The sequence below is a fragment of the Arthrobacter sp. MMS24-S77 genome (assembly GCF_054888235.1).
The window spans coordinates 4217985-4241710 of sequence record NZ_JBTZRN010000001.1 but is presented as its reverse complement, the minus strand read 5'-3'; the positions used below and the strand labels follow the sequence as shown (position 1 = coordinate 4241710).

Below are 23726 nucleotides of genomic sequence, written 5' to 3'. Positions count from 1 at the left end.
TGAGATCTCACGTCTCGAAGGACGCAACGGGTTCGGATGCCTTCGGCTTGCGTGGAGACTTGCGGAAAACCTTGACCACAGGCTCCACGAAACGGGCTGCGAGCGGTCCGGTGATGGCCATGAGCAGCACGTACGCGGTGGCGAGGGCGGCAAGTTCGCGCGGGACTACTCCGGAGGTCACGGCCAGTCCGGCAATGACAATGGAGAACTCGCCGCGGGCTATCAGGGCGGCTCCCGCGCGGAAACGGCCAGGCACGGCAATGCCCGCCTGCTTGGCGGCCCAGAATCCGGTCAGCAGCTTGGTAGCAGCGGTCACCAAGGCCAGGAGCAGCGCCCAGCCGAGCACCGGCGGGATGCTCGACGGGTCCGTGTTGAGGCCGAACGCCACGAAGAAGATAGCGGCAAAGAGATCCCGCAGAGGCTCGAGAATCCGCGTCGCGTTGTGGGCGGTTGCCCCCGAAATGGCAATGCCGAGCATGAACGCGCCCACCGCTGCGGAGACCTGGAGGGCGGACGCGATGCCGGCCACCAAGAGGGCGGCCCCGAGGAGATTGAGCAGGAAGACTTCAGAGTTTTCGCTGTGCACGGCCTGGGATACGCGGTGGCCGTGTTTGAGGGCCACCACCAGCACCAGGGTGACCACGGCCAACGCAATGCCCACGGTCTGGAGTCCGCCCAGGAAGCCCACGCCCGCGAGGATCGCCGTGAGGATCGGAAGGTAGATGGCCATGGTGAGGTCTTCGAACACCAGGATGGCCAGCACCACCGGAGTCTCACGGTTACCGATCCGGCCGAGATCCGTGATCACTTTCGCGGCGATGCCCGACGACGAAATGTAGGTGACACCGCCCATGACGATCGCGCCTACGAGTCCCCAGCCGAGCAACACGGCGATACCCGCACCCGGAAGGAAATTCAGTATCAGGTCCAGCACGCCCGCTTGCCACGACCGCCGCAGCCCGGTGACGAGCTCGGCAGCCGTATATTCCAATCCGAGCATCAACAGGAGCAGGATGACACCGATTTCGCCGGAAAGATGCGCGAACTCGTGCATGCCATCGAGCCTGACCAGCCCACCCGCCCCGAAGGCCAGTCCCCCACCAGATAGAGCGGAATGGGGGACATGCCGATCCTGCCGGCCAATCGAGCCAAGAGGCCGAGACAGAAGACGACTGCGCCCAGCTCAATGAGGGTCAGGGCCAGGGGGTCCATGAACGTCAGCCGTTGCGCAGAATGGCAGCCGCAGAGTCAAGACCTTCCTGCGTACCGACAGCCACCAGCAGATCACCCGTGTGAAGGACGACGTCGGGTGCCGGAGAGGGAACCACTTCGCCTTCGCGCATGATCGCCACGATCGAGACACCACTGCGGGTGCGGATCTGGGCTTTGCCCATGGGCTGGTTGTTAAAGGGGAGTCCGCGGTGATGGAGAACTGCCGCGTGACAATGCCGGGGATTTCCTTGTGGGCTTCGGCGAGGCGCATGGCGATGTGCTGCCCGCCCAGGAGGTTGCCCAGGGCGGCTGCTTCGTCGGCGGTCAACGGGATGGACGCCTGGCAGGTATCGGGATCGTCCCAGGTGGAGACGAAAAGCTCGGTTTCGCCTTCGCGCATCTCGACAACACCGATTCGGCGTCCCGAGGCCGTGATGAAATCCTTGCGGACTCCGAGGCCTGGAAGTTCTGTCTCATCCACGTTCATAAGTCCACCCTAGCCCTCTTGAGCGGGCGGTGGAATGACGCCACTCACAGCCGCCGAACGAAGCGATCCGCCCCCGAACTAAGGAGCCAGCGCGAGTCCGCGCGCGGCGTCGTCGTAGTATTCCCGGTTGGCGAGCCCGGCGGCGGCCGCCTCGTCGAGAACCACCACGGCGTCGGCATGCCACTGCAGTATCGAACCAGGGCACGACGCCGTCAGCGGGCCCTCGACGGCGGCAGCGATCGCGGCGGTTTTCGCTGCACCGGTGGCGATGAGCACCAGCCGGCGCGCATCCAGGACGGTCCCCAATCCCTGGGTGATGCAGTGGGTCGGGACATCGGCGTCGTTGTCGAAGAACCGGGCGTTGTCCCTCCGCGTGCGGGCCGTCAGGCGCTTCAACCGGGTACGGGACGACAACGAGGATCCGGGCTCATTGAAGCCCACGTGGCCGTTGGCGCCGATGCCCAGGATCTGCACGTCGACGCCGCCCGCGGCAAGGATCGCGGCATCGTAGGCGGCAGCGCCGGCCTCGAGCTCCGCCTGCGTGGCCCCGGCCCCGTCAGGAACGTTCAGCCCCGCTACGGGAAGCCCGATGACATCGCAGACCTCACGGATCAGCACCTGGCGGTAGGACTGGACATGTCCAGCCGGGAGGCCCACGTATTCGTCCAAGGCGAATCCCCTGGCGGCCGAGAAATCGACGCGACCAGCGCTCGCAGCGGCCGCGAGCTCCGCGTACAGTCCCAGCGGCGACGAACCGGTGGCCAGGCCCAGCACTGCTTGTTTGCCCACGGGAAGCCCCGAGAGGACGGCGTGGGCGGCAGCCGATGCGGCAGATTCCGGAGTGGGCGTGACAATGACTTCCATGGCAACTTTCTGTCGATGGGCGGTGAGGGGGAGCTTCGGCGGTCAGGCCTTGTTGCCGCCGTTCAGCAGCAGGGATGTCAGGGCCTGGGAGACCGTAAGGGACGCACCATAGGTGACAATGTCCGCCCCGCCGCGCGGCCAGCCGCACTCGACAGCGATCACCGCATGTCCTTCCGCCCTCAACCGGGCGAAAACGGTCCAGAGCGGGTGCTCGGCATCCAGGCCGCGTCCGACGACGGCGACCCGGGCGCCGTCGGGCACCTCGCCTTCGCCGACCACTGCTTCGGTCGCCGACGCGGGACCCCACGGCACGTGGCCGACGGCGAAATTGGCTCCGGTCTCAACCTGCACGATGGCCACGGGCTCCTGGCGCGCAAGCCACCTTTCGGCTGCCTCGGACACCTCGAAGGCCTCGGCGATGCGCTCGCCGTCGAGCTCCTTCGGGTCAGCGAGTGAGCCGGAAGGCTGCGGCTGACCCTGCAACCCGAGCTGGCCCCTGATCGCGGCCTCCTGGATCTCCGCGGCGCCCGCAGCGGGGAACCGCGAGGACAGCGTCGCCGTGCGGGCAGCAGCATCCGCCAGCCGCTCCAAGGGCAGGCGTCCTTCGTCAACGGCATCGGCGATCGCGGTGAGCGTCTGTTCGAAGAGGGCCGGGCCTGTTTCCGAGCCCAGGCACAGCAGGTCCGCGCCGGCCAACAGCGCGCGGACGGCTGCCTCCGGAACGCCTGTCTCGGCGGATGCGCCCGCCATGTCCAGGGCATCGGTGATGATGACGCCCTCGAATCCCATGTCGCGGCGAAGCAGGTCTTGGAGGATGCGCGACGAGAAAGTGGCGGGGTGGTCCGGGTCCAAGGCTTCGACCAGGATGTGGCTGGTCATGACCGTGGCACCGCCGGCCGCGACGAGTGCGCGGAACGGGACCAGTTCGCGGGCATCCAGCGTGGCGGCGTTCGCCGTGACCCGCGGGAGCGCCAGGTGCGAATCGGTGGTGGTATCGCCGTGACCCGGGAAGTGCTTGGCGCAGGATGCCACACCGGCGTCTTCGAGTCCGCGGATCCAGGCGGCGGTATGCCGGGCCACCAAATCCGGTTCGGCCCCGAAGCTGCGCACGCCGATCACGGGATTGTCCGGCGCGGAATTCACGTCGGCATCCGGGGCCAGGTTGAGGTTGATGCCCAGGCCGGCGAGTTCGTGGCCGATGGCGCTGGCGCTGGCGGCGGTCAGTTCGACGTCGTCCAAACGCCCAAGCACCGCGTTGCCGGGCTGCGGTGATCCCGTGAGGTAGTGCAGACGCGTGACGTCGCCTCCCTCTTCATCGACGGCGATAAGCGTGTTCGGGGAATGCGCGCGGAGCCCGGCGCAAAGCTCGCGCAACTGCACGGGGGACGCCACGTTGGTGCCGTAGAGGCACACAGCCGCCAGTCCGGCGTCGTACGCGTCCAGGATCCAGACGGGGACGGCGATGCCGGTAAATCCGGGCATGAGGGTGCCTGCCGCCAATCGGCGGAGGTGCGCGCGGGCGGGCCCGGCGGCAAAGGACTGAGTAGCGGGGGACTGAATCGTGTCCATGTCCGGCTCCTTTGGAGTGATGCTTGTTGGGTAGTCAGGGCTGGAAACGGCTAGGCGGGGCGCTCAGGCCACACCGAGCTGGTTCCACAGGACCATCACGGCGGCTCCGCGCAGGACAATGTCCTGTGCGTCTGCCGCGAGACGGACGGACACCGGTGAGGGGTCCTGGTGCAGTAGCCGCTCCAGCAGGGTGTGCTGTACGGCGTCGAGAAGGGGGCCCTCCAAGAGCTCCCGGGGTCCGCTGAGGACCACTTCGCCCAAATCGAGGGCGCCCACCACGGGCGCGAGGGCGATCGCGAGCCGCTCGCCTGCTTCCCGGAGTACGACGTCGGCCGCTACTTCAGGCGCGGTGCTCGCCGCCGCTTCGGCCAGGGCCCGTTCGAGGCTGGGGACGGACATCCAGGTTTCGAGGCAGCCCGTCTTCCCGCACTTGCACACGGTTCCGCCGTCGGTGCCCACGGTGACGTGGCCGATTTCGCCGGCCGCGGAGTGGGCACCCCGGGCACGCCGGCCGCCCACGATGAGTCCTGAACCGACACCGCGGCCGATTTTCACGAGGACCATGTCGTCACTGCCGCCGCCGAAAGTGTAGTCCGCGTGGACGGCGGCGTCGGCGTCGTTGGAGACGAGGGTCGGCAGGCCAGTGTGCTCCTGGAGGAGATCGCGCAGGGCGACGTCCTTCCATTCGAAGTTGGGCGCCGTGGTGACCACGCCGTCCGCGTTGACGATGCCGGGAGTTCCGACGCCGATGCCCAGCAGTGTGGCGGTGGCGCGCCCAGCGGCCTCCGAAGCGAGTTCGAGGACCTGGTTGACGACGTCCCGGCCGGTTTCCGAAGAGATGGTGCGTTCCACGCGTTCGAGGATGTTGCCGTCAAGGTCGAGGACGGCGGCGCGCAGCACGGAGTTTTCGGCCAAATCCATGCCGATCACCTGGAGGCCTTGGCGGTTGATGTCTACCAGGATGGCCGGCTTGCCGGGGCGGATTTCATCCGAGTGCCCCAGTTCCACGACGTGGCCGCGCTCGAGCAGGTCCGAGACGAGGTCTGATACGGTGACGCGGGTCAGGCCCAGGGTCCTGGAAAGATCCGCGCGGCTCATCGCACCTGCCGAGTGAAGCGTCTGGCGCACCAAGGAGAGGTTGTGGGCCCGCCCATCGGAGGGCAGGGTCGCGGCGCCTGTTCGATCGGTCCGGTGGCGGTCGGTGCGGGGGCGGTCACGAAGGGCTTCCATGAGAGTTAGTAAACTCTACTAACAATCAAAGATCAAGGGCTTCCCGCGTCATATTTTTGCCGTTCCGCGCGGGGGGATCAGCACTGGCCCCCGCACAACTGGTCCTCAGCGCAGGGGAACTGTCGCGATTTCCGTCTTGCTAGGTGATTTGACGGGCAGGATCACCAACAGGCCGGCCAGGAGCACCACCATGATGCCCAGAATGCCCCAGCGTTGGGCTCCGCCCGGGGCCACCAGGGGCGTCGCCAGGGTGATGCACAAGGTAAAGAGTGCCGGTGCCAGGAAGCTCACTGCCCGGCCGGTCGTGGCGTAGAGCCCGAACAGTTCGCCGGATTCGCCGTCCGGCGCCAACCGAGCGAGGTAGGCGCGGGAGGAAGCCTGGGCCGGTCCGACGAAAAGGCAGAGGAACAGCCCGAACACCCAGAACGTGGTGCTGCCTGCCCAGTGGGCTCCGAAGAACATGTAGTCGCCATTGCCGAGAATCAGGATCGCCGTGCCGGCCACCAGGAGTCCTAGCAGGGAAATGACGATGACAGCCTTGGGACCGATTCTGTCGTCCAGGAAACCGCCGATCATCGCTCCGACGGCGGCCACCACATTTCCGAAAATCGCGAAGAAGATGACTTGCTTGAGCTCGAATCCAAAGGTCCCGGCAGCAATGACTCCACCAAAGGTGAAGACCGCCGCGAGGCCGTCTCGGAAGATGGCGCTCGCGAGCAGGAAATAGATAGTGTGCGGGCTGGTTCGATAGATGGCCATGATCCGGCGGGCCAGCAAACCGTACGAGGCAAGGAACCCGAGCCGGGACTCCGGCTTCTTGACGGCAAGCTCCGGCACCGCAAAGAGGACCGGTAGCGCGAAGATGAAGAACCAGAGCGCGGAGAAAACAGCCACGAGCCTGATATTCAGGCTGTCCTGCGTGGAAGCCCCGATCCAGTCAAACGACGGCTGGACGAAAAGCTGCAGCACCACCAGCAGCGCCACGATCCCGCCCAGGTACCCCATTCCCCAGCCGAAGCCACTCACTTTGCCGATATTGGCAGGGGTGGAGATCTGGGCCAGCATGGCGTTGTAATTGACGCCCGCGAACTCGAAAAACACATTGCCGAGCGCGATCAACGAGACGCCCAGAAGCAGGAACTCGGGCTTCGGGAAAACGAAGAAGCACAGGCCGGTGAGGACGGCGACGAGGGCGGTGTTGACCCCGAGCCAGAGCTTGCGGCGACCACCGGAGTCGGAGCGCTGGCCGGTGACGGGCGCCAGGAGGGCAATCGCGACGCCGGCAATCGCCAATGCTGCTCCCAACGCCGCCGAGGCAGAGTCTTCACCGCCGAAGGCTTTGGAAGTCAGGTAGACGGTGAACACGAAGGTGGTCATGACGGCGTTAAAGGCCGCGGAACCCCAGTCCCAGGAGGCCCATGCAAGAATCTGGCCCTTATTGGAAAGGGCTGGCCCGGAAGCAAGTTCGGATGCAGGATGCGGGGCCTCAGGCGCAGTTGCCATGTTCATGGACTGAATGGTAACCGCCCGAAGTGACAGTTTTGGGACGTGCAGGCGGTCGGCGCCGTACCGCACCCCCATACACCCCGGAAGCGGACATTGTTTGTCACATGCGGTTGATAAACTACCTGCACCGAACCCAACGTTTGACCGCCTGCTCCAACTTTTGACAATTTATTCCTGACTTTGCGGAGATTCCAGTGATCACAGTTCTTGCCGTGACCTTTGCAGCGGCAACTGTGGCGCCTTGGATCTTCCGGAAACTCCAGCGGAATGCCTTCTACGTCCTCGCAGCGGTTCCCGCCGGGGCTTTCGTGTGGCTGCTTTTGCAGTATGACCAGATCCATCCCGGCCAGAGCCTTCCGGGCCCCGGTGCAGGCCCTTCGGGCGGCTTCATCGAAGAAACCCTCCCCTGGATTCCAAACCTCAAGCTGGAGTTTGCCTTCCGCATGGATGTCCTGGCCTGGGTGATGTCCTTGCTGGTCTTGGGTATCGGCGCGCTCGTCTTGGTCTATTGCGCCCGGTACTTCAAGAACAAGGATGCCGATCTGGGCGGGTTCGGGGCCCAACTGCTTGCCTTTGCCGGAGCAATGTTCGGCCTGGTGACGGCCGACGACCTCCTGATGATGTTCATCTTCTGGGAACTCACTACAGTCCTGTCCTATCTGCTGATCGGCTACGCGCGCACCCGCCTCGCCGCCCGGCGCTCGGCGCTGCAGGCCCTCATGGTCACCACCGCCGGTGGCCTCGCTATGCTCGTCGGCCTGATCATTCTGGGCCAAACGGCCGGAACGTACCGGATTTCGGCGATCATGGCTCAGGCAGCCACCTTCGTCACCGGACCGGCGGAGGGAGCCGTTGCTGCCGCCGTCGTACTCATCCTGGTAGGTGCGATTACCAAATCGGCGCTTGTCCCGTTCCACTTCTGGCTCCCGGGGGCCATGGCCGCCCCTACCCCCGTGAGCGCCTACCTGCACGCAGCAGCCATGGTGAAGGCCGGTATCTACATCGTGGCGCGCATGGCGCCGGGGTTCAGCGAAAGCCCCTACTGGTTGCCGCTGGTGCTCGGACTGGGCCTGGCCACCATGCTGGTGGGCGGCTACCGGGCGCTCCGGCAGACCGACATCAAGCTGATTCTTGCCTATGGCACAGTCAGCCAGCTCGGGTTCCTGACCATGGTGGTGGGCCTTGGCCTGCCAGACGCCGCGCTCGCCGGTCTTGCGCTCCTGCTGGCACACGGTCTGTTCAAGGCTTCGCTGTTCCTGGTGGTGGGAATCATCGACCACCAATCCGGCACGCGCGATATCCGCACACTCTCGGGGGTCTACAAGTCCTCGCGCGCGCTCGCCATCGTGGCCGGCATCGCCGCAGCGTCCATGGCCGGACTACCGCCGCTGGCAGGATTCGTGGCCAAGGAATCGGTGTTCGAAGCCTTCGTCCACTACGGCACAGGCCCTGACCCCCAGCCTTGGGGACTGATCCTCCTGGTGGGCTTGGTCCTGGGGTCCATACTCACCTTCGCCTACAGCGCCCGCTTCATGTGGGGCGCGTTCGCCACGAAGCCCGGCATGGACCCGACGCCGTTCAAAGCCGTCCAGCCATCGTTCCTGGCCGCTCCCGCCATCCTGAGCGTCCTCACCATCGTGTACGGCCTGTGGCCGGATCCCGTTGACTCATGGGTCCAGCCGTATGCGGCTCTCTTTGCCGGTCCTGCAGCAGGGCACGACGCCGGAACAAACCCGGCCGGTGCCAGCCACCTCGCGCTGTGGCACGGGCTGACACCCGCCTTGGGACTCACCGCCGCAACGTTCGCGGCAGGCGTCGTGATGTTCTACGGCCGGAACCTTGTGTCCCGGGCGCAGAGCCGTATCCCGGACTGGGTGGACGGCGATCGCGCGTACCAGCGCACCATTGGCGCCCTCGACGACGTCGCCGTATGGGTCACAGGGCGCACGCAGCGCGGTTCCCTGTACTTCTACTTGGCAGTCATCCTCACAGTGGCCTTCGCCGTCCCGCTCACGGCCCTCATCGTGGCCAACAAACCGCTCCCCGGTGGTCTCTTTCTGATCGACCCGAACTCGCCGCTCCAGCTCATCGCCGCGGCGGGAATCGTTGTTGGCGCACTGGCCGCAGTTCGTGCCAACAAGCGCTTCCTCGCCGTCCTGATGGTGTCTGTGACTGGCTACGGCATCGCGCTGATGTTCGCGTTGCAAGGAGCCCCGGACCTCGCCCTGACCCAAATGCTCGTGGAGACCATCATCCTGGTGGCTTTCGTCCTGGCGATGCGCAGCCTCCCCGGAGCTCCGGGACCGCACCGGCGGCAAATACCGGGTGGTGCGCGTGATTATTGGTGTGGCGTTCGGCGTCACCATGATCTTCGTGGCGATTTACGCCATGGGAGCCCGGATCGCGGAGCCTGTGTCGCTCTCCTTCCCCGGCTGGCCTACGAAGGCGGCGGCGGACTCAACGTCGTCAACGTGACGCTGGTGGACATCCGGGCGTGGGATACCTTCGGTGAGATCTCGGTGCTCGCAGTTGCCGCCACGGGCGTCGCCAGCTTGATCTTTGTCCGCAGCCGCGGCGAGCGCATCAACAAGGCGGCCACCGTGCCCGAAGGCACTGTGGGAAGGCGCACCGCCGTCGGGGGCAATTCGCGCGAGGACGCTTCCCTGGCACTTGCGCGCAAGTTCGCCGGCTCCCTGGCGGATCCCTGGCTCGTGGCCGGCCGAACCCTGGCACCCGAACGCCGTTCCATCATTTTCGAGGTGGTTACCCGGCTGATTTTCCACTCGATGATCGTCTTCTCCGTGTACCTGCTGTTGGCGGGACACAACCTTCCGGGCGGCGGCTTCGCAGGCGGACTCACGGCTGGGCTCGCCTTGACCATCCGCTATTTGGCCGGCGGACGCTTCGAGCTGCGGGAAGCCGCGCCGATCAGTGCCGGCATGCTGCTGGGAACCGGTCTCGCGACGGCGGCCGCGGCGGGCTTCGTGCCGTTGCTTCTGGGCGGCCAGGTGTTCCAAAGCGCCATCATCGAGTTCTGGCTGCCGCTGTTCGGTGACGTCAAATTCGTCACCTCCACGATCTTCGACATCGGCGTTTACCTCGTAGTGGTGGGCCTGGCATTGGACGTGTTGCGTAGCTTGGGAGCCGAGATCGACGAACACTTCGAAGAGACCGCGAGCGGAGACATAGGTGGTTCCGTGGAAGCCCGGTCCAAGGCTTCCCCGGCAACGGTTGCCGGGACAGGTACGGCCACGGCGTCCACGGTATTCCGGAAGGGGACACCATGAGCGTCAACCTGACCCTGTTGATCGTCATGGGCTTGCTGTATGCCTGCGGAATCTATCTGATCCTGGAACGCAGCCTGACCCGCGTGCTGCTGGGGCTCATGCTCCTCGCAAACGCTACCAACCTGCTGATCCTGTCCACGGGCGGATATGCCGGACTTGCTCCACTCTTCAACAAATCGACGGATCCACGCGACTACAACGATCCTTTGCCACAAGCGTTGATCCTGACATCGATCGTGATTTCCTTCGCGGTGACGGCCTTCATGCTCGGCATCATCTACCGGACCTGGGCGTTGGCACGCCAGGACGATATCCAGGATGACGCTGAAGACCGCCGCGTCGCCAAAACACCAAGCTTTGACGCCGAGGACGATTCCGTGGTCCCCGAGGAAACGTCGGAATTTCCTGTCATGGCAGTCACCGAAGCAGCCAAGGAAGGGGGCCCCGAGTGAACATCGCCAGCCTGGCGCCGCTCGCCGTCGTACTTCCCATCCTCGGTGCCGCACTGACATTCGCACTCAACAGGAATCCGCTGGCGCAGCGCGTGGTCAGCATCGGTTTGTTGTCCCTTACCTTGCTCCTGGAATGCTGGCTCCTTGCCTCGGTCTGGACCACCGGCACGGCATCCGTCACCCTGGGCGGCTGGCAACCGCCCTGGGGCGTGGTGATGGTGGTGGACCAGTTCTCTTCCCTCATGCTGGTGGTCTCCTCCGTCATCAGCCTTGCCGTGCTGATCTACGCCACAGGCCAAGGTATGGCCGACGGCGACCGCGAAGCACCGGTGTCGATCTTCCACCCGACCTACCTGATCCTGGTGGCCGGTGTTTCCAACGCTTTCCTGACAGGCGACCTCTTCAATCTGTACGTCGGCTTCGAGATCCTGCTGACGGCGAGCTACGTTCTGATGACACTGGGTGGGACCGGTCCGCGCATCCGTGCCGGGGTGACGTACGTGGTGGTGTCCGTGGTGTCCTCGGTGTTGTTCCTGATCGCCATTGCGATGATTTACGGAGCTACCGGAACCATCACCATGGCCGACCTCGCCATCAAGCTTGCCGAATTGGATCCGGGCACCAAGAACTTGCTCCACGTCATGCTGCTGGTGGCGTTCGGCATCAAGGCTGCGGTGTTCCCACTGTCCTTCTGGCTGCCTGACTCGTATCCGACAGCCCCCGCACCGGTCACCGCCGTGTTCGCCGGCTTGCTCACCAAAGTAGGCGTCTACGCGATGGTCCGTACGGAGACGCTTCTGTTTCCAGGGGACACGTTGAACACCCCGTTGATGGTGGTGGCGCTCCTGACCATGCTGGTGGGAATCCTCGGCGCCATAGCCCAGAGCGACATAAAACGTTTGCTTTCCTTCACCTTGGTCAGCCACATCGGGTACATGGTGTTCGGCCTGGCCATGTCCTCCATTGCTGGGCTTGCGGCCGCCGTCTTCTACGTGGCCCACCACATCACCGTCCAAACGAGCCTGTTCCTGGTGACGGGCCTCATCGAGCGCCGTGGGGGCAGCTCGTCCATGGACCGGCTAGGTGGGCTCGCCAAACTGTCCCCGCTCCTTGCGCTCTTGTTCTTCATTCCGGCCATGAACCTCGCCGGAATCCCGCCGTTTTCCGGGTTTTTGGGGAAACTCGGGCTCATGCAGGCCGGCATTGCCCTGGGCACCCCTTTGGCCATTACCTTGGTGGTGGGCGGGGTGGTCACCAGCCTCTTGACCTTGCTGGCAATAGCCCGCGTATGGAACCGCGCATTCTGGCGGAAACCGGAGGATGCGGAGTACCCGGATCCTGTCCTGAAGGACACAGCCGGCGTCGGACTGCTTCCGCGGACCATGGTGGGGCCAACCGCCGCGCTAGTGGTCTTTGGCGTGGCGCTGACCGTCTTTGCAGGTCCGCTGTTCCAATTGGCCGGCAACTCCGCGGAACAGATGCTGGACCGCACGGCATATATCCGCTCGGTGCTTGGCGAGCATGCGCCGATTCCGGGAATCGCTGAGCCGCAGGGAGGTGGCAAGTGAGCCGCAAACGGATTTCGTTCCGCACCGAGTTGCCCCTGCTGGTTTGGCTGGTAGTCGTCTGGGGTGCTCTCTGGCGGGACTTCAGCCCGGGCAACCTCGTCTTCGGTGCGTTGATTGCGGTGGTAGTGGCCAGGATCTTCTACTTGCCTCCCGTGGATCTCAGCGGACGCTTCAACGTGTTGCGCGCTATACCCTTCGCCTTCGTGTTCCTTGGCAAAGTGGTGGCCGCGAGCTTCCAGGTCATGTACTTGGCGATCTTCCGCGGGCCTTCGGTGACCAACGCCGTCGTCGCTGTGCCGTTACGTAGCCATTCCGACCTCATGGTCACGGCCACGGGCCACGTGATTTCGCTGATCCCGGGTTCGCTGGTGGTTGAGGTGGACCGCTCTACGTCCACCCTTTACATCCACGGGCTCAATGTCCGCAACGATTCAGACACCGCCAAGCTGCGCCGGGAAGTCCAGGACACGGAGGCCTCGCTGATACGGATCATGGGCACACCGGCGGAACTGGACGCACTCCAGGCCGAAGGCTGGCCTGCAACGAGGGGAGCCAGCTCATGAAAGACATCGTGCTGATCGTTACGGCGGTGATTCTCAGCCTCGCGGCGGCCGGCGCGATCTACAGGATCGCCGTCGGGCCGTCGCTGTTGGACCGCGTGCTCGCCTCAGACGTGCTGCTCGCCATACTCGGCGCGGCGTTGGCCATCGACATGGCCGTTAACAGACACCTCAACAACCTCGTGTTGCTCGTGGCGCTGACGTTGATTGGATTTATCGGCTCGGTGACTGTGGCCCGCTTCGTGGCCGACCGGAGGGGGCAGGTCAATGATTCCTAACGCCACCGGAGCGGATGCCGTGATCGATGCCGTCACCGCGGTCCTGCTGGTCGTTGGAGCGCTGATGTCGTTGGGCGCGGCAATCGGACTGTTGCGCTTTCCGGACCTCATGAGCCGCATGCACGCAGCTACCAAACCGCAAGTGCTGGGGCTGTTCCTTGTTTTGGCGGCCATCGGGCTGCAGCTGCGCGAATGGTGGGTTTGGCCGGTCCTGCTGGTCGCCTGGATTTTCCAACTGCTGACCGTGCCCGTGTCTGCCCACATGGTGGGCCGCGCAGGCTACCGGACGAAACACCTCCACCCTGAACTGCTGAGCACAGACGAACTTGAGGCCGTGGTGCTGCGTGCTGCTGGTGAGCGGGCCGCCGAGAAAGCTGAAGAAGCAGGCCCGGATGGCGCGTCGGCCTAGACGATGTCCTGCGTCTTCGAGAAGCGCGAGATGGCGCGCTGGGTACTGCGGCTTGCGACAACCTGGATGACGGTGCTCACAGCGGCCGAAATCAAGGCGAAGGTCAGTGCTGATCGCAGGCTGGTTTCCATGTCGTCGTGGCCTTTGGGCGGCTTGTTGCCCGTGGCTTTTTCCCACAACGCGTTGACGAGCTTGGTGCCGACGATTCCTGCGCCGATGCTCACACCGGTGCCGAGCAGTTTGAAGAGCAGGTTCATTCCGGGACTCCTTGCGGGAGGAAACAGGACTGTCCCCAGCCTAACCCCACCTCAGGACAGTTATGGAGCAACGGATGGGGGTTGGCGCCTGAGCCGGAAGAACTCCTGCAGCGCTCCGGGCGCTGGCCGCACCGGAACGATGTCACGCTCTTCGGCCATCACAGCGTCCACCGTGCCGAGAATGAGCAGTTCATCCAGCAGGGCCAAAGTGGGCGGCATGAGTTTGAGGGTCCCCGCGGCCTCGGCGTCAAGGATTCCACGGACTGGCATCCACAGTGATGACGATGCCTCCGTGGTCTGGTGCAGTGGCTCGGCCCCGGCAGGCGGGCAGGCAACGTAGAAGTACGTGTCGAAGCGCTTGGGCTGGTCTTCAGGAGTGACCCAGTTGGCCCACGGGCGGAGGGCGGCGGCGTCGAGCTTCAGCCCTGCCTCCTCGAACACTTCACGTTGCGCGGCCGCCAGCACCCGGCCGGCGTTGTGCCGGGCCGATGCGGGCTCGACGGCGATGCTGCTCCGGTGCCATGCGGCGGCATGCTGCTCGACGACGTCGTCCGTGAAGTCCCAGCCAGTGCTGTCCGCCTGATCCACCCGGCCCCCGGGGAAGACAACCATGCCCGCGGCGAAATCCATGGTGGACACTCGGTGCTGGACGAACACTTCCAGACCCCTCATGACACCTTCAGGACCAGTCGAACCTTCAGAGCTCGCGGGAAGGGGAGCATCGCGGACCAGGATCACGCTCGCGGCGAGCCTCGGTTCGGCCACCGTGGTGCTGTTCGCTTCGCCAATGCCTGTCAAGACCGCTCCTTTGCCCTGCTTGCTGCGTCGGATTCTGCTGGATCATTCTCCCAGTTTCGGCGCCCGCCTGCGCCACCTCAGGCCTGACCGCGCCCGCCCAGCGAATGATCCAGCAGAATCCGTCGCTTTCCGTCTTTTGTGACCGTTCTAGCAACCCCGCCAAGGTGTAAACTGAACCACGCCCAAAAGGGTGGATTGATAACGACAGGGGAGCGCCGCCGTCGGGCTCGCAGCAATGCGGCACGGAGGACGGGCGCTGAGAGTGCGGACAGCCGCAGACCCTCGAACCTGATCCGGCTAGTACCGGCGCAAGGGAGTCGAGTTCTCATAGTGTCCGGAACCGGCGGCGGAGGCCGCTCGCAGGCAAACCGGAAACACTTTCCCCTCCTGTTCCTCAGGAGGACAAAATGACTGGTATTTCTGCAAAGCCGGGCCTCACCAAGCCCGGTTACAACTGGCGCGTGGTGGACATCGTGGTGGCGGCACTGATCTCCATCGCCGGCGGCGTGATCTTCTGGGCTTGGGACCAGATGGCTGCTTTGGTTTCGACGCCGATGAACGCCGCTTACCCGCCCGTGACCGGCATTATCGCCGGCGGCTGGATGATTCCGGCCGTGCTGGGCATGCTCATCATCCGCAAGCCAGGTGCTGCAATTTTCTGTGAGACCGTCGCCGCCACCAGCGAACTCATCATGGGTTCCCAGTACGGCACCACGGTGTTGATCTCCGGCCTGCTCCAGGGACTCGGTGCAGAACTCATCTTCTTGGCGTTCATGTACAAGAAGTTCAACCTGCCGGTATCCCTGCTGGCCGGAGCCGGTGCGGGCCTGTTCTGCGGACTCAACGATTCCTTCCTGCCGTGGGGCTGGAACATCGCCTACGAAGCGGTTGACAAGCTCGCGTACATCGCGTTCTGCACGGTTTCCGGTGCAGTTATTGCCGGCGCGCTGGCCTGGATCGCCACCCGCGGCCTGGCCAAGACCGGTGTGCTGAGTGCGTTCGCGTCCCGCAAGGCCGCCTCGGAGCCCGTCTTTTCCTGATGCCCAGTCCTGATTCCGGCACCTCTGCTGTGGTGCGGGCCGCCGCAATTTCGGCCCAAGGTTGGGGCTGGCGGCACGCGGGCCGCACCACGCAGGCCATCCACGCCCTGGACTTGGACATCCGTCCGGGCGAGCGTGTGCTGCTGCTTGGCCCGTCGGGCGCAGGCAAGTCGACGCTCCTGCATGCCCTCGCGGGGGTGCTGGGCGAGGAGGGCGACGACGCCGACGAAACCGGCTCGTTGCTGGTGGACGGCGTTTCGCCGAGGTCCCAGCGGGGCCATGCCGGACTCATGCAGCAAGACCCCGAAACCCAAGTGGTGCTTTCCAGGCTGGGTGACGACGTCGCCTTCGGTGCCGAGAATCTCTGCGTGCCGCGCGAAGAGATTTGGAAGCGGGTCCATGAAGCGCTCGACGACGTCGGGTTGCGGAATAGCGCCAGCGGCAACTTTGCGCTCGACCACCCGACGTCGGCCCTCTCGGGCGGGCAGAAACAGCGCCTTGCGCTGGCCGGCATCCTGGCGATGCGGCCGGGCTTGATCCTCCTGGACGAGCCGACCGCCAACTTGGATCCCGCCGGCGTGCTGGAGGTCCGCGATGCGGTGGGCCGCTGCCTGGACAAGACCGGCGCCACCCTGGTGGTGGTGGAGCATCGGGTCTCGGTGTGGAAGGACCTCGTGGACCGGATCGTGGTTCTCCAGCCGGGCAGCTCTTCCGAGGGAGGCTCGACGCCGGCCGTTCTCTTGGACGGCGATCCTGACACGGTCTTGGCGCAAGCAAGGGACATGCTCACCGCAGCGGGCGTCTGGGTTCCCGGTTATGTGCCGGCCACCCGGCCGCGTTCCGGAACAGTAGCCGGTTCCGGGGCGACGAGCTCCGGGGCGACGGGTGGGGGAGAATTGCTGCTCGCCACCCAGGAGCTTGCCGTGTCGCGTGAACGGGCACGCCGCCGCGGGTTCGCAACCATCCCGCCCCATCCTGTGCAGACCGGACTCGACGCCCAAGTGCTCGCTGGTCAGGCTCTGACCGTCACGGGCCCCAACGGCGCGGGAAAATCCACCTTCGCTTTGACCCTCGCCGGCCTGCTGGCTCCTGTGTCCGGCACGGTGGCTGCCGCCGTCGGGCTCAGCGACGGCGCTGGCGCCGATCCTTTCAAGTGGAAGGCCCAGCAATTGATTTCCCGGATCGGCACCGTGTTCCAGGAGCCCGAGCACCAGTTCGTCACCGGCCGGGTGCTCGATGAATTGATGTTCGGCCCCAAGCACCTTGGCCACGGCGAGGAGCGCGTGGACGAGTTGCTGGAGCGGCTGCGCCTGAGGCATTTGGTGGACGCCAATCCGTACACGCTCTCCGGTGGGGAAAAGCGCCGCCTGTCCGTAGCCACGGTGCTTGCCGCGCATCCTCGGGTCCTGGTTCTGGACGAACCCACTTTTGGCCAGGACGCCAACACGTGGGCCGAGCTCGCGTCCTTCCTGTCCGAACTGCTCGACGCCGGCACGTCCGTTGTTTCTGTCACCCACGACCAGGAATTCAGCTCCGTCCTGGGCGGCACCGAGATGCGGCTCGCTCCTGCGTTCCAAGACAGCGCACGGCAGGAAGCGGGTGCGGCATGAGGGAAGCGTTGAGCCTGCGCGGCAACAACGCGCTTCTGACGCGGGCCAATCCGTTGGCCAAGTTCGTGTCGGTCTTCCTGATCACCTTGGTGTTGGCGCTGTCCATCGATTTGGTGTCAGCGTCGACGGCGCTCCTCGGCGAGTTGGCATTGTTCCCCCTCGCTGGGCTCACCGTGCGCTTGCTATGGCAGCGCGGCTGGCCCCTGATTATCGCGGCAGCGCTGGGCGGCTGGAGCACCGCGATCCTGTCGGCCGACAGCGGGAGGATACTTCTCGACGTCGGGGTCTGGTCCATCAGCGAAGGCTCGCTGCAACTGGGACTCGGGTTCATGCTGCGAGGCCTTGCCATTGCGCTGCCGGCCATCCTCCTCATGAGCTGCACCGATCCGACCGACCTTGCCGATGCGCTGGCCCAGAAGGCGAAACTGCCGCACCGCTTTGTCTTGGGCACCCTGGCCGCACTGCGGCTCGTGGGGCTCATGGCGGAGGAGTGGCAGACCATCGGCATGGCACGGCGTGCCCGGGGTGTCGGCTCCCATGGGAGCCCTCTGCAGCGGTTCAAGGCCATGCTCGGCCAAAGCTTCGGGCTGCTGGTCCAGGCGATCCGTCGGGCGTCCCGCTTGGCCGTGACCATGGAGGCGCGTGGCTTCGGCGGTGGCCGGCGGACCTGGGCGCGCGAGTCCACCTACAGCCGCCTGGACGTCTGGGTCCTGGTGGGCGGGCTGGTCATTGCGGCCGCAGCCGTTCTCGCTGCCCAATGGGCAGGGACGTGGCACTTCGTCTGGCTGAAGCAGCCCAACTGACTCGCAGTTGTTGTCGTTTTGGGGCCGCATAACGACAACAACTGCGAGTTAGTTGGGTATTGTCGGGCGGGCCGCTCGCATAAGGATGCCCACGCCGCCGTCGAACGTTGTGGTGTGAAAGCTCGGCGCCCTGGCGACTTCCACGAACCCCCATCGGCGATGCAACTCGATTGACGCGAGGTTGGACGCGTTGACGACGTACCAAGCTTCCGTTGCGCGGCGCCATATCCAGTCCAGCCGGGCTTGGGTGAGGGCCGTCCCGATGCCGCAGCGTCGAGAATCCGGCCGCACGGTGACGCCGCCCAGATAGTGCCCCTTGGGGGCGGCGCCGTCGCCATAGCTCCAGAAATGGGTCTTCCCCCAACCGAGAAGGCCCCCGACGCCGGAAGTTCCGCGGGCGCAAGCGACCACCACAACGCGGGAGTCGTCGTCGATCGCTTTTTCCAAGCCGTTCGCGTCGGGAAGCGTGCGCCCAGCTTTGGCCTGGATGTCGAGAATGTTGGCGATGTCGCTGTTCTTGGCCGGGCGGATTTCCGCGCGCAACCCAAGAGGCACGTAGCTGGAGGATCCGTTGGAGCTCATTTGACTGAGCCTCCCTCGTCCCTGCGACGGTGTCAACGTGTATCGCACGAAACGACTAGAACGCGGCGGATTCGGCGTGTTGTGCCACAAAATGGGTTCCGGTAGACCATCCATGATATTTTTTGGTCATGACGCAACCGACTGCCGAACATGTAGGTCTCCTTCTTCGCGACGCCCGCGGCGAAAAGGGCTGGACGCAGGGACAGCTCGCTTCGGAACTGGGCACCAGCCAAAGCGCCATTGCCCGGATGGAGCAGGGCAAGCAGAACCTCAGCCTCCGGATGATCGAACGCCTTGAGTCCATTTTCGGGCGCACCATCGTCAAAGTCGGCAAACGGCAGATGACCCACCTGCGCGTTGAGGGCGGACGCACGCTCTCCGGCTCGGTGGACGTCAACAGTAGCAAGAATGCCGGCGTCGCACTGCTCTGCGCGAGCCTCATCAACCGCGGCACCACCACCTTGCGCAGGCTTGCCCGGATCGAAGAAGTCAACCGGATCGTCGAGGTTTTGACCTCCATCGGGGTCGAATGCACTTGGCTCAACGGCAACGATTTGCGCATCCGCCGCCCCGAGACTCTTGACCTGCCCTCCATGGACGTGGAGGCGGCACGCCGCACCCGCAGCGTCATCATGCTCCTGGGTCCGCTTCTGGATGAGGCGGCCTCGTATCAGCTGCCTTACGCTGGCGGTTGCGATCTCGGGACTCGAACCGTGGAACCGCACATGCAGGCGCTGCGGCAGTTCGGCCTCTCCGTGGAGGCCAAGTCCGGCTTCTATTCCGTGCAGGCCCCTCCGGCCGACGCCGACCACCGCACCTTCGTGCTCACCGAGCGCGGCGACACGGTCACGGAGAACGCCATCATGGCCGCCGCCCACCGCAGCGGTACCACGGTAATTCGCAATGCCAGCCCCAACTACATGGTGCAGGATCTCTGTTTCTACCTTCAGGGACTCGGAGTGGTCATTGACGGGATCGGGACAACCACTTTGAAGATCACGGGCCGCCCGGCGATCGACGTCGACATTGAGTACTTCCCGTCTGAGGACCCCATCGAGGCCATGAGTCTGATTACCGCGGGCATCGTGACGAACTCGGAGGTCACCATCTGCCGGGTCCCCATCGAGTTCATGGAGATCGAACTGGCCACGCTTGAGCAGATGGGCCAGCAATTGGACATCTCCGGCGAGTACTTCGCACGCAACGGACGGACGCGGCTGGTGGACGTCACCACCAAGCCATCACGACTGCGCGCGCCCGAGGACAAGATCCATCCGATGCCGTTCCCCGGGCTGAATATCGACAACCTGCCTTTCTTCGCGGTCATCGCCGGCAACGCCGAGGGCCAGACGATGATCCACGACTGGGTCTACGAAAACCGGGCCATCTACTTGACCGAACTCAACAAGCTTGGAGCCCAGGTACAGCTCCTCGATCCGCACCGGATCTACGTCAATGGCCCTACCAAGTGGCGTGGCGCGGAAGTCGGATGCCCACCGGCACTCCGACCCGCAGCTTGCCTGCTCTTGGCCATGCTGGCGGCCCGTGGCACGTCCGAGCTGCGCAACATCTATGTGATTGAGCGCGGATACGAGGACCTCGCTGAGCGACTCAACACCATCGGCGCCAAGATCGAGTACTTCCAAGACTGACCGCGTCGGATTCTGCACGATTCGGACTTCCGGCGGAACATTCTGCTGGATCACCCAGAGCGTGCTTTCGCTCAGGCCCGTGCCAGCAGCCTTCTGGCGTTTCCGTAGTAGTCGGCAGAGATCTCACTTTCGATCATGGCCTGCGGGATGCCGAACTGCTGCATGGCCGACTGCGCAATGGAAATAGCATCCACGTCCGGTAAGCAGGTCAGAGCATGAATGACGGTGTCTTCTACGGATGCCACGGGGACGGCATTCTCCGGAGTGAGGCGAAGCCCGCCATGCCGGACGAAGCCCTTGCCCCGGCAATGGCGCGTGGCCAGGTGCACATGCCTGGGTTTGTCCTTGATCCACAGGCGCCCGCCCCTGTCTCCGAATGGCTGCCATGGCGCACAATTGATCCGTGCGCACTTTTGGTGTGGAAGAGGAATTGCTGATCGTCGATCCCGTGACCGGCGAACCGCTTGCCCTTGCCGACGCGCTCCTTTCGGGCGTGGCCCAGCGCGACCCCACCCCAAAAGACCCCACCGCGGATGTCCCCGAAACCAGCTTCGACCCTGAGGACACGGACGGCCCGGACACCGGCCTCAGCCACGAACTCAAGCTTGAACAGATCGAGACCCAGACCCGGCCATGTCGCAGCTACGCTGAACTCTTGCATCAGATCCGTAAGGGACGGGGCCTCGCGAGCCACGCGGCACGGCGCCACGGTGCAAGGATCGCGGCGTTGGCCACGTCACCCGTGGACGCCGCTTTGCACACCACTCCGGATCCCCGGTATGCCGTCATGCTTGAACGCTTCGGCATCACGGCACACGAACAGCTCACGTGCGGATTCCACGTACACACCTCGATCGAGTCGCCGGAGGAAGGTGTGGTGGTCCTGGACCACATCCGGGACAAGCTCGCAGTCCTCACCGCGATCAGCGCCAATTCGCCATACTGGCGGGGGCTGGCGACAGGCTTTGAGAGTTACCGGACGCAGGCTTGGAATCGTTGGCCGTCCTCGGGTCCGTCGGCCGTCTTCGGTTCCTTGGCGTCCTACCGGCGGGTGGTCCAAAGGCTCATCGAAACGGGTGTCCTGCTGGACGAGGGCATGGTCTACTTCGATGCCCGGCTGTCCCGGCATGTTCCCACGGTGGAGGTTCGGGTGGCCGATGTCTGCCTCCGGGCCGAGGACGCTGCGCTGATTGCGGTGCTCGTCAGGGCCTTGGTGGAGACCTCCGTGCGCGAATACCATGCCGGCATAGAGCCTGCGGCTGTGCCCACGGCGCTTTTGCGGATGGCATCATGGCAGGCAAGCAATTTTGGACTGCGCGGGGAACTCCTGGACTTTGGAACCTTTCGGCCGGAGCCCGCCGCCGACGTCGTATGGTCACTGGTGGAGTATCTGGAACCGGTCCTGGCCGAGCAGGGTGAATTCGACCTGGCGAAGGCCGGCGTGGCAGCCATCCTGAACCGTGGCAATGGCGCCATCGAACAGCGTGGTGTCGCCGAGCGCTGGAGCGAGAACAACGGCGGGGCGCCCGACGCCGCCGGGCTGGCCGCCGTCGTCGGGCACGCCGTCCAGATCACGATGCGCTCAGAGAGGGACGAGAGCGACACCAAATCGCAGCCCGTGCTCACCTGGGTGCGCCAGGATTGGCGCGAGGCGCCCGGCCAACCCGCGCCCGGCTAACCGCGCTAGACCTGCTTGAGTGCCTGTTCCAGGTCCCGGATGAGGTCGTCCACATCCTCCAGCCCCACCGAAAGCCGTACGACGCCGTCAGCCAGCCCGATGGCGGCCCGGCCCTCTGGACCCATGGCGCGGTGCGTGGTGGTGGCGGGGTGGGTGATGAGGGACTTGGAATCGCCCAGGTTGTTCGAGATGTCGATGACGGAGAGCCCGTCGAGCAGCGCGAAGGCTGCCTCTTTCGCCGATCGCCCCGCGGACGGGAGCAGCTCGAAGGTCAGCACGGTGCCGCCTGCCTTCATTTGCTTCGCGGCGAGCTCGTACTGCGGGTGCGACTTCAAGAGCGGGTACTTGACCCAGCTGATGGCCGGCTGTTCCTCGAGCCATTCGGCGATCCGCAAGGCAGACGCCGAGGAGTGGTTCACGCGCAGTCCCATCGTTTCCAGTCCCTTGGTCAGGACCCAGGCGTTGAACGCGGAGAGGGATGGCCCGGTGTGCCGCATGAGCTGCTTGACGGGGCCGTCGATGAACTCCTTGGTGCCCAGGATGGCTCCGCCGAGGACTCGGCCCTGGCCGTCGATGTGCTTGGTGCCCGAGTACACGATCACGTCCGCGCCGAGATCGCCGCAGCGCTGCAGCAGGGGAGTGGCAAAGACGTTGTCGACGACGACCGTGGCGCCCGCCGCGTGGGCCAGTTCGCTCACGGCGGCGATGTCCACGATTTCCTGCATGGGGTTCGACGGCGACTCGAAGAACACTGCCGTCGTCGGCTCGGACAACGCGGCACGCCACTGGTCCAGGTCCGGGCCATCGACGAAGACGGTTTCGACGCCCCAGCGCGGCAGGATCTCGTTGAGGATGACAAAGCAGGAACCGAACAGCGAGCGTGCGGCAACTACCCGGTCACCGGCTGCGAGCAACGCACCGAGGGCGGTGAAGACGGCGGACATGCCCGACGCCGTCGCGAAGCACGCTTCGGTGCCTTCGAGCAGGCGGAGGCGCTCCTGGAAGGTAGCCACGGAGGGGTTGCCGTAGCGGGAATAGACGAAACGCTCGTCCTCTCCCGTGAACGCGCGCTCGGCGGCTGCCGCGGACTCGTAGACGAAGCCGGAGTTGAGGAAGACGGCCTCGGACGTTTCCTGGAAATTGGTGCGGTCAAGGCCGCCGCGGACTGCCTGGGTGTCAGGGCTCCAGCCGGCGGCGTCAGGATTGAAAGTCACTTAGATGTTCCCCAGGTTCGTCGGAAGTCCACGGTTTTTCCAGCCATTCACGGTTCGTTCGCCGTAGCGGTCAGGCTCGCCCTCAAAGCCTTCCAACACGTTGTAGGCGGTGTAGCCGGCTTGCGTTGCGGCGATGGCGGCGGCTATGGAACGCTGGCCGGAACGGCAGAGGAAGACCAGCTCGGTGCCATCGGCCTCCGGGGCCTGTTGCGTCAGCTCTTCGATGAAACGCGTGTTGGGGATCCCGCCGGCCAAGTTCCACTGGATGAATAGGGGATCGTTTTCGGTGGCTTTGGTGTCGGGAATGCCGATGTGTGCCCACTCGCCTTCGGTGCGGACGTCCACCAGGATGGCGCCCTGCTCCAACTTGGCCCAGGCATCGTGCGGGCTCAGGTCGCCTGCGTAGCTCATGCGTGGCCCTCGCCGTCGAACTCTTCATCGAGCGCATCCACTGCAGATGCCACTGCCGCATCGGCACTGGCGATCGCCGCCGGCAGGACGATGGCCTGCGCCACGATCACGTCCGTGCCGTTGAAGGTGGCAGCCGGGCTGCCGTGAAGCACATAGCCCTCAGCGAGGGCAGCGGAGATCCGTTCGCAGAATTCCCGCGTGTCAGGACCCGTGACGAGACGGTAGGAGAGTTTTTCTTCGGTGGGTTCAGGCATTGGTG

22 protein-coding genes, 2 pseudogenes and 1 riboswitch are annotated in these 23726 nt (G+C 64.9%); of the genes and pseudogenes, 11 read left to right on the top strand and 13 right to left on the bottom strand.

Annotated elements, in window-relative coordinates; all coding sequences use genetic code 11:
* Window positions 1-7: 7 nt before the first annotated feature.
* The 6 genes and pseudogenes from ACX5I4_RS19575 to ACX5I4_RS19550 form a co-directional block, all read right to left on the bottom strand.
* A pseudogene (locus ACX5I4_RS19575) lies at window positions 8-1212 on the bottom strand (cation:proton antiporter).
* Between the two features lie 5 nt (window positions 1213-1217).
* Window positions 1218-1699: pseudogene (locus ACX5I4_RS19570) on the bottom strand (cation:proton antiporter regulatory subunit).
* Between the two features lie 78 nt (window positions 1700-1777).
* Window positions 1778-2563: a glucosamine-6-phosphate deaminase gene (locus ACX5I4_RS19565; RefSeq protein ID WP_461838129.1), complete on the bottom strand. Its 786-nt coding sequence runs from the start codon at window positions 2561-2563 to the stop codon at window positions 1778-1780.
* 42 nt (window positions 2564-2605) lie between these two features.
* Window positions 2606-4132 carry a glycoside hydrolase family 3 protein gene (locus tag ACX5I4_RS19560; RefSeq protein ID WP_461838128.1) on the bottom strand — a complete coding sequence of 509 codons (1527 nt, stop codon included), beginning with the start codon at window positions 4130-4132 and terminating at the stop codon, window positions 2606-2608.
* A gap of 63 nt (window positions 4133-4195) precedes the next feature.
* Window positions 4196-5362 carry an ROK family transcriptional regulator gene (locus ACX5I4_RS19555; RefSeq protein ID WP_461838127.1) on the bottom strand — a complete coding sequence of 389 codons (1167 nt, stop codon included), beginning with the start codon at window positions 5360-5362 and terminating at the stop codon, window positions 4196-4198.
* Between the two features lie 105 nt (window positions 5363-5467).
* Window positions 5468-6871, bottom strand: coding sequence for an MFS transporter (locus tag ACX5I4_RS19550; protein ID WP_461838126.1), 1404 nt, complete (start codon window positions 6869-6871; stop codon window positions 5468-5470).
* Between the two features lie 191 nt (window positions 6872-7062).
* Here ACX5I4_RS19550 and ACX5I4_RS19545 point away from each other — a divergent pair, with 191 nt between their 5' ends.
* From ACX5I4_RS19545 to mnhG, 6 genes are read left to right on the top strand one after another with little or no spacing between them, the layout of a single operon-like run.
* Window positions 7063-10155, top strand: a complete 3093-nt coding sequence (locus tag ACX5I4_RS19545) for a Na+/H+ antiporter subunit A (protein ID WP_461838125.1) — start codon at window positions 7063-7065, stop codon at window positions 10153-10155.
* Complete coding sequence (locus ACX5I4_RS19540; RefSeq protein WP_461838124.1) at window positions 10152-10607, top strand: Na(+)/H(+) antiporter subunit C; 456 nt, start codon at window positions 10152-10154, stop codon at window positions 10605-10607. The genes ACX5I4_RS19545 and ACX5I4_RS19540 overlap by 4 nt, the downstream gene beginning before the upstream one ends.
* Entirely contained in the window at window positions 10604-12175 is a 1572-nt protein-coding gene (locus ACX5I4_RS19535; RefSeq protein ID WP_461838123.1) for a Na+/H+ antiporter subunit D, read from the top strand. Before ACX5I4_RS19540 ends, ACX5I4_RS19535 begins: the two co-directional genes overlap by 4 nt.
* Entirely contained in the window at window positions 12172-12738 is a 567-nt protein-coding gene (locus ACX5I4_RS19530; RefSeq protein ID WP_461838122.1) for a Na+/H+ antiporter subunit E, read from the top strand. The genes ACX5I4_RS19535 and ACX5I4_RS19530 overlap by 4 nt, the downstream gene beginning before the upstream one ends.
* Window positions 12735-13013 (top strand): monovalent cation/H+ antiporter complex subunit F, encoded by a 279-nt coding sequence (locus ACX5I4_RS19525; RefSeq protein ID WP_059389843.1) that lies wholly within the window; start codon window positions 12735-12737, stop codon window positions 13011-13013. The genes ACX5I4_RS19530 and ACX5I4_RS19525 overlap by 4 nt, the downstream gene beginning before the upstream one ends.
* Complete coding sequence (mnhG, locus tag ACX5I4_RS19520; RefSeq protein ID WP_461838121.1) at window positions 13003-13422, top strand: monovalent cation/H(+) antiporter subunit G; 420 nt, start codon at window positions 13003-13005, stop codon at window positions 13420-13422. The genes ACX5I4_RS19525 and mnhG overlap by 11 nt, the downstream gene beginning before the upstream one ends.
* Here the strand turns inward: mnhG and ACX5I4_RS19515 are convergent.
* Together ACX5I4_RS19515 and ACX5I4_RS19510 are read right to left on the bottom strand one after the other, a co-directional pair.
* Entirely contained in the window at window positions 13419-13679 is a 261-nt protein-coding gene (locus tag ACX5I4_RS19515; protein ID WP_461838120.1) for a DUF4235 domain-containing protein, read from the bottom strand. The genes mnhG and ACX5I4_RS19515 overlap by 4 nt on opposite strands.
* Window positions 13680-13739: 60 nt before the next feature.
* A complete protein-coding gene (locus ACX5I4_RS19510; RefSeq protein ID WP_461838119.1) occupies window positions 13740-14477 on the bottom strand; it encodes an NUDIX hydrolase in 738 nt (245 codons plus the stop codon).
* A gap of 196 nt (window positions 14478-14673) precedes the next feature.
* Window positions 14674-14810, top strand: a riboswitch (TPP riboswitch).
* 74 nt (window positions 14811-14884) lie between these two features.
* Here ACX5I4_RS19510 and ACX5I4_RS19505 point away from each other — a divergent pair.
* The 3 genes from ACX5I4_RS19505 to ACX5I4_RS19495 are packed head-to-tail and all read left to right on the top strand — an operon-like array spanning window position 14885 to window position 17930.
* Complete coding sequence (locus tag ACX5I4_RS19505; RefSeq protein WP_461838118.1) at window positions 14885-15517, top strand: ECF transporter S component; 633 nt, start codon at window positions 14885-14887, stop codon at window positions 15515-15517.
* Window positions 15517-17127 (top strand): ABC transporter ATP-binding protein, encoded by a 1611-nt coding sequence (locus tag ACX5I4_RS19500; protein WP_461838117.1) that lies wholly within the window; start codon window positions 15517-15519, stop codon window positions 17125-17127. The genes ACX5I4_RS19505 and ACX5I4_RS19500 overlap by 1 nt, the downstream gene beginning before the upstream one ends.
* A complete protein-coding gene (locus tag ACX5I4_RS19495; RefSeq protein ID WP_461838116.1) occupies window positions 17124-17930 on the top strand; it encodes an energy-coupling factor transporter transmembrane component T family protein in 807 nt (268 codons plus the stop codon). The genes ACX5I4_RS19500 and ACX5I4_RS19495 overlap by 4 nt, the downstream gene beginning before the upstream one ends.
* 48 nt (window positions 17931-17978) lie before the next feature.
* Here the strand turns inward: ACX5I4_RS19495 and ACX5I4_RS19490 are convergent, their stop codons facing one another.
* Window positions 17979-18512, bottom strand: coding sequence for a GNAT family N-acetyltransferase (locus tag ACX5I4_RS19490; RefSeq protein WP_461838115.1), 534 nt, complete (start codon window positions 18510-18512; stop codon window positions 17979-17981).
* A gap of 128 nt (window positions 18513-18640) precedes the next feature.
* Here ACX5I4_RS19490 and ACX5I4_RS19485 point away from each other — a divergent pair, with 128 nt between their 5' ends.
* Window positions 18641-20164: a UDP-N-acetylglucosamine 1-carboxyvinyltransferase gene (locus ACX5I4_RS19485; RefSeq protein ID WP_461838114.1), complete on the top strand. Its 1524-nt coding sequence runs from the start codon at window positions 18641-18643 to the stop codon at window positions 20162-20164.
* A gap of 71 nt (window positions 20165-20235) precedes the next feature.
* On the opposite strand, the gene ACX5I4_RS19480 is transcribed toward ACX5I4_RS19485, so the two are convergent.
* Entirely contained in the window at window positions 20236-20493 is a 258-nt protein-coding gene (locus tag ACX5I4_RS19480; RefSeq protein WP_461838113.1) for a hypothetical protein, read from the bottom strand.
* 74 nt (window positions 20494-20567) lie between these two features.
* Between ACX5I4_RS19480 and ACX5I4_RS19475 the strand changes: the two genes are divergently transcribed.
* A complete protein-coding gene (locus ACX5I4_RS19475) occupies window positions 20568-21842 on the top strand; it encodes a glutamate--cysteine ligase 2 (RefSeq protein ID WP_461838112.1) in 1275 nt (424 codons plus the stop codon).
* Window positions 21843-21847: 5 nt separating this feature from the next.
* Here ACX5I4_RS19475 and ACX5I4_RS19470 read toward each other — a convergent pair whose 3' ends face one another.
* From ACX5I4_RS19470 to ACX5I4_RS19460, 3 genes are read right to left on the bottom strand one after another with little or no spacing between them, the layout of a single operon-like run.
* The gene (locus tag ACX5I4_RS19470) at window positions 21848-23056 is read right to left on the bottom strand and encodes an O-succinylhomoserine sulfhydrylase (RefSeq protein ID WP_461838111.1); all 1209 of its coding nucleotides are present in this window, start codon (window positions 23054-23056) and stop codon (window positions 21848-21850) included.
* Window positions 23057-23467, bottom strand: coding sequence for a rhodanese-like domain-containing protein (locus tag ACX5I4_RS19465; RefSeq protein ID WP_234750991.1), 411 nt, complete (start codon window positions 23465-23467; stop codon window positions 23057-23059).
* Complete coding sequence (locus ACX5I4_RS19460) at window positions 23464-23721, bottom strand: DUF1737 domain-containing protein (protein ID WP_461838110.1); 258 nt, start codon at window positions 23719-23721, stop codon at window positions 23464-23466. The genes ACX5I4_RS19465 and ACX5I4_RS19460 overlap by 4 nt, the downstream gene beginning before the upstream one ends.
* Window positions 23722-23726: the final 5 nt, after the last annotated feature.

Excerpts from the sequence above, each read along its gene's own strand:
- ACX5I4_RS19565 (WP_461838129.1), bottom strand. The coding sequence starts at position 2,563 with ATGGAAGTCATTGTCACGCCCACTCCGGAATCTGCCGCATCGGCTGCC.
- ACX5I4_RS19560 (WP_461838128.1), bottom strand. The coding sequence starts at position 4,132 with ATGGACACGATTCAGTCCCCCGCTACTCAGTCCTTTGCCGCCGGGCCC.
- ACX5I4_RS19555 (WP_461838127.1), bottom strand. The coding sequence starts at position 5,362 with ATGGAAGCCCTTCGTGACCGCCCCCGCACCGACCGCCACCGGACCGAT.
- ACX5I4_RS19550 (WP_461838126.1), bottom strand. The coding sequence starts at position 6,871 with ATGAACATGGCAACTGCGCCTGAGGCCCCGCATCCTGCATCCGAACTT.
- ACX5I4_RS19540 (WP_461838124.1), top strand. The coding sequence starts at position 10,152 with ATGAGCGTCAACCTGACCCTGTTGATCGTCATGGGCTTGCTGTATGCC.
- ACX5I4_RS19525 (WP_059389843.1), top strand. The coding sequence starts at position 12,735 with ATGAAAGACATCGTGCTGATCGTTACGGCGGTGATTCTCAGCCTCGCG.
- mnhG (WP_461838121.1), top strand. The coding sequence starts at position 13,003 with ATGATTCCTAACGCCACCGGAGCGGATGCCGTGATCGATGCCGTCACC.
- ACX5I4_RS19515 (WP_461838120.1), bottom strand. The coding sequence starts at position 13,679 with ATGAACCTGCTCTTCAAACTGCTCGGCACCGGTGTGAGCATCGGCGCA.
- ACX5I4_RS19505 (WP_461838118.1), top strand. The coding sequence starts at position 14,885 with ATGACTGGTATTTCTGCAAAGCCGGGCCTCACCAAGCCCGGTTACAAC.
- ACX5I4_RS19500 (WP_461838117.1), top strand. The coding sequence starts at position 15,517 with ATGCCCAGTCCTGATTCCGGCACCTCTGCTGTGGTGCGGGCCGCCGCA.
- ACX5I4_RS19495 (WP_461838116.1), top strand. The coding sequence starts at position 17,124 with ATGAGGGAAGCGTTGAGCCTGCGCGGCAACAACGCGCTTCTGACGCGG.
- ACX5I4_RS19490 (WP_461838115.1), bottom strand. The coding sequence starts at position 18,512 with ATGAGCTCCAACGGATCCTCCAGCTACGTGCCTCTTGGGTTGCGCGCG.
- ACX5I4_RS19485 (WP_461838114.1), top strand. The coding sequence starts at position 18,641 with ATGACGCAACCGACTGCCGAACATGTAGGTCTCCTTCTTCGCGACGCC.
- ACX5I4_RS19465 (WP_234750991.1), bottom strand. The coding sequence starts at position 23,467 with ATGAGCTACGCAGGCGACCTGAGCCCGCACGATGCCTGGGCCAAGTTG.
- ACX5I4_RS19460 (WP_461838110.1), bottom strand. The coding sequence starts at position 23,721 with ATGCCTGAACCCACCGAAGAAAAACTCTCCTACCGTCTCGTCACGGGT.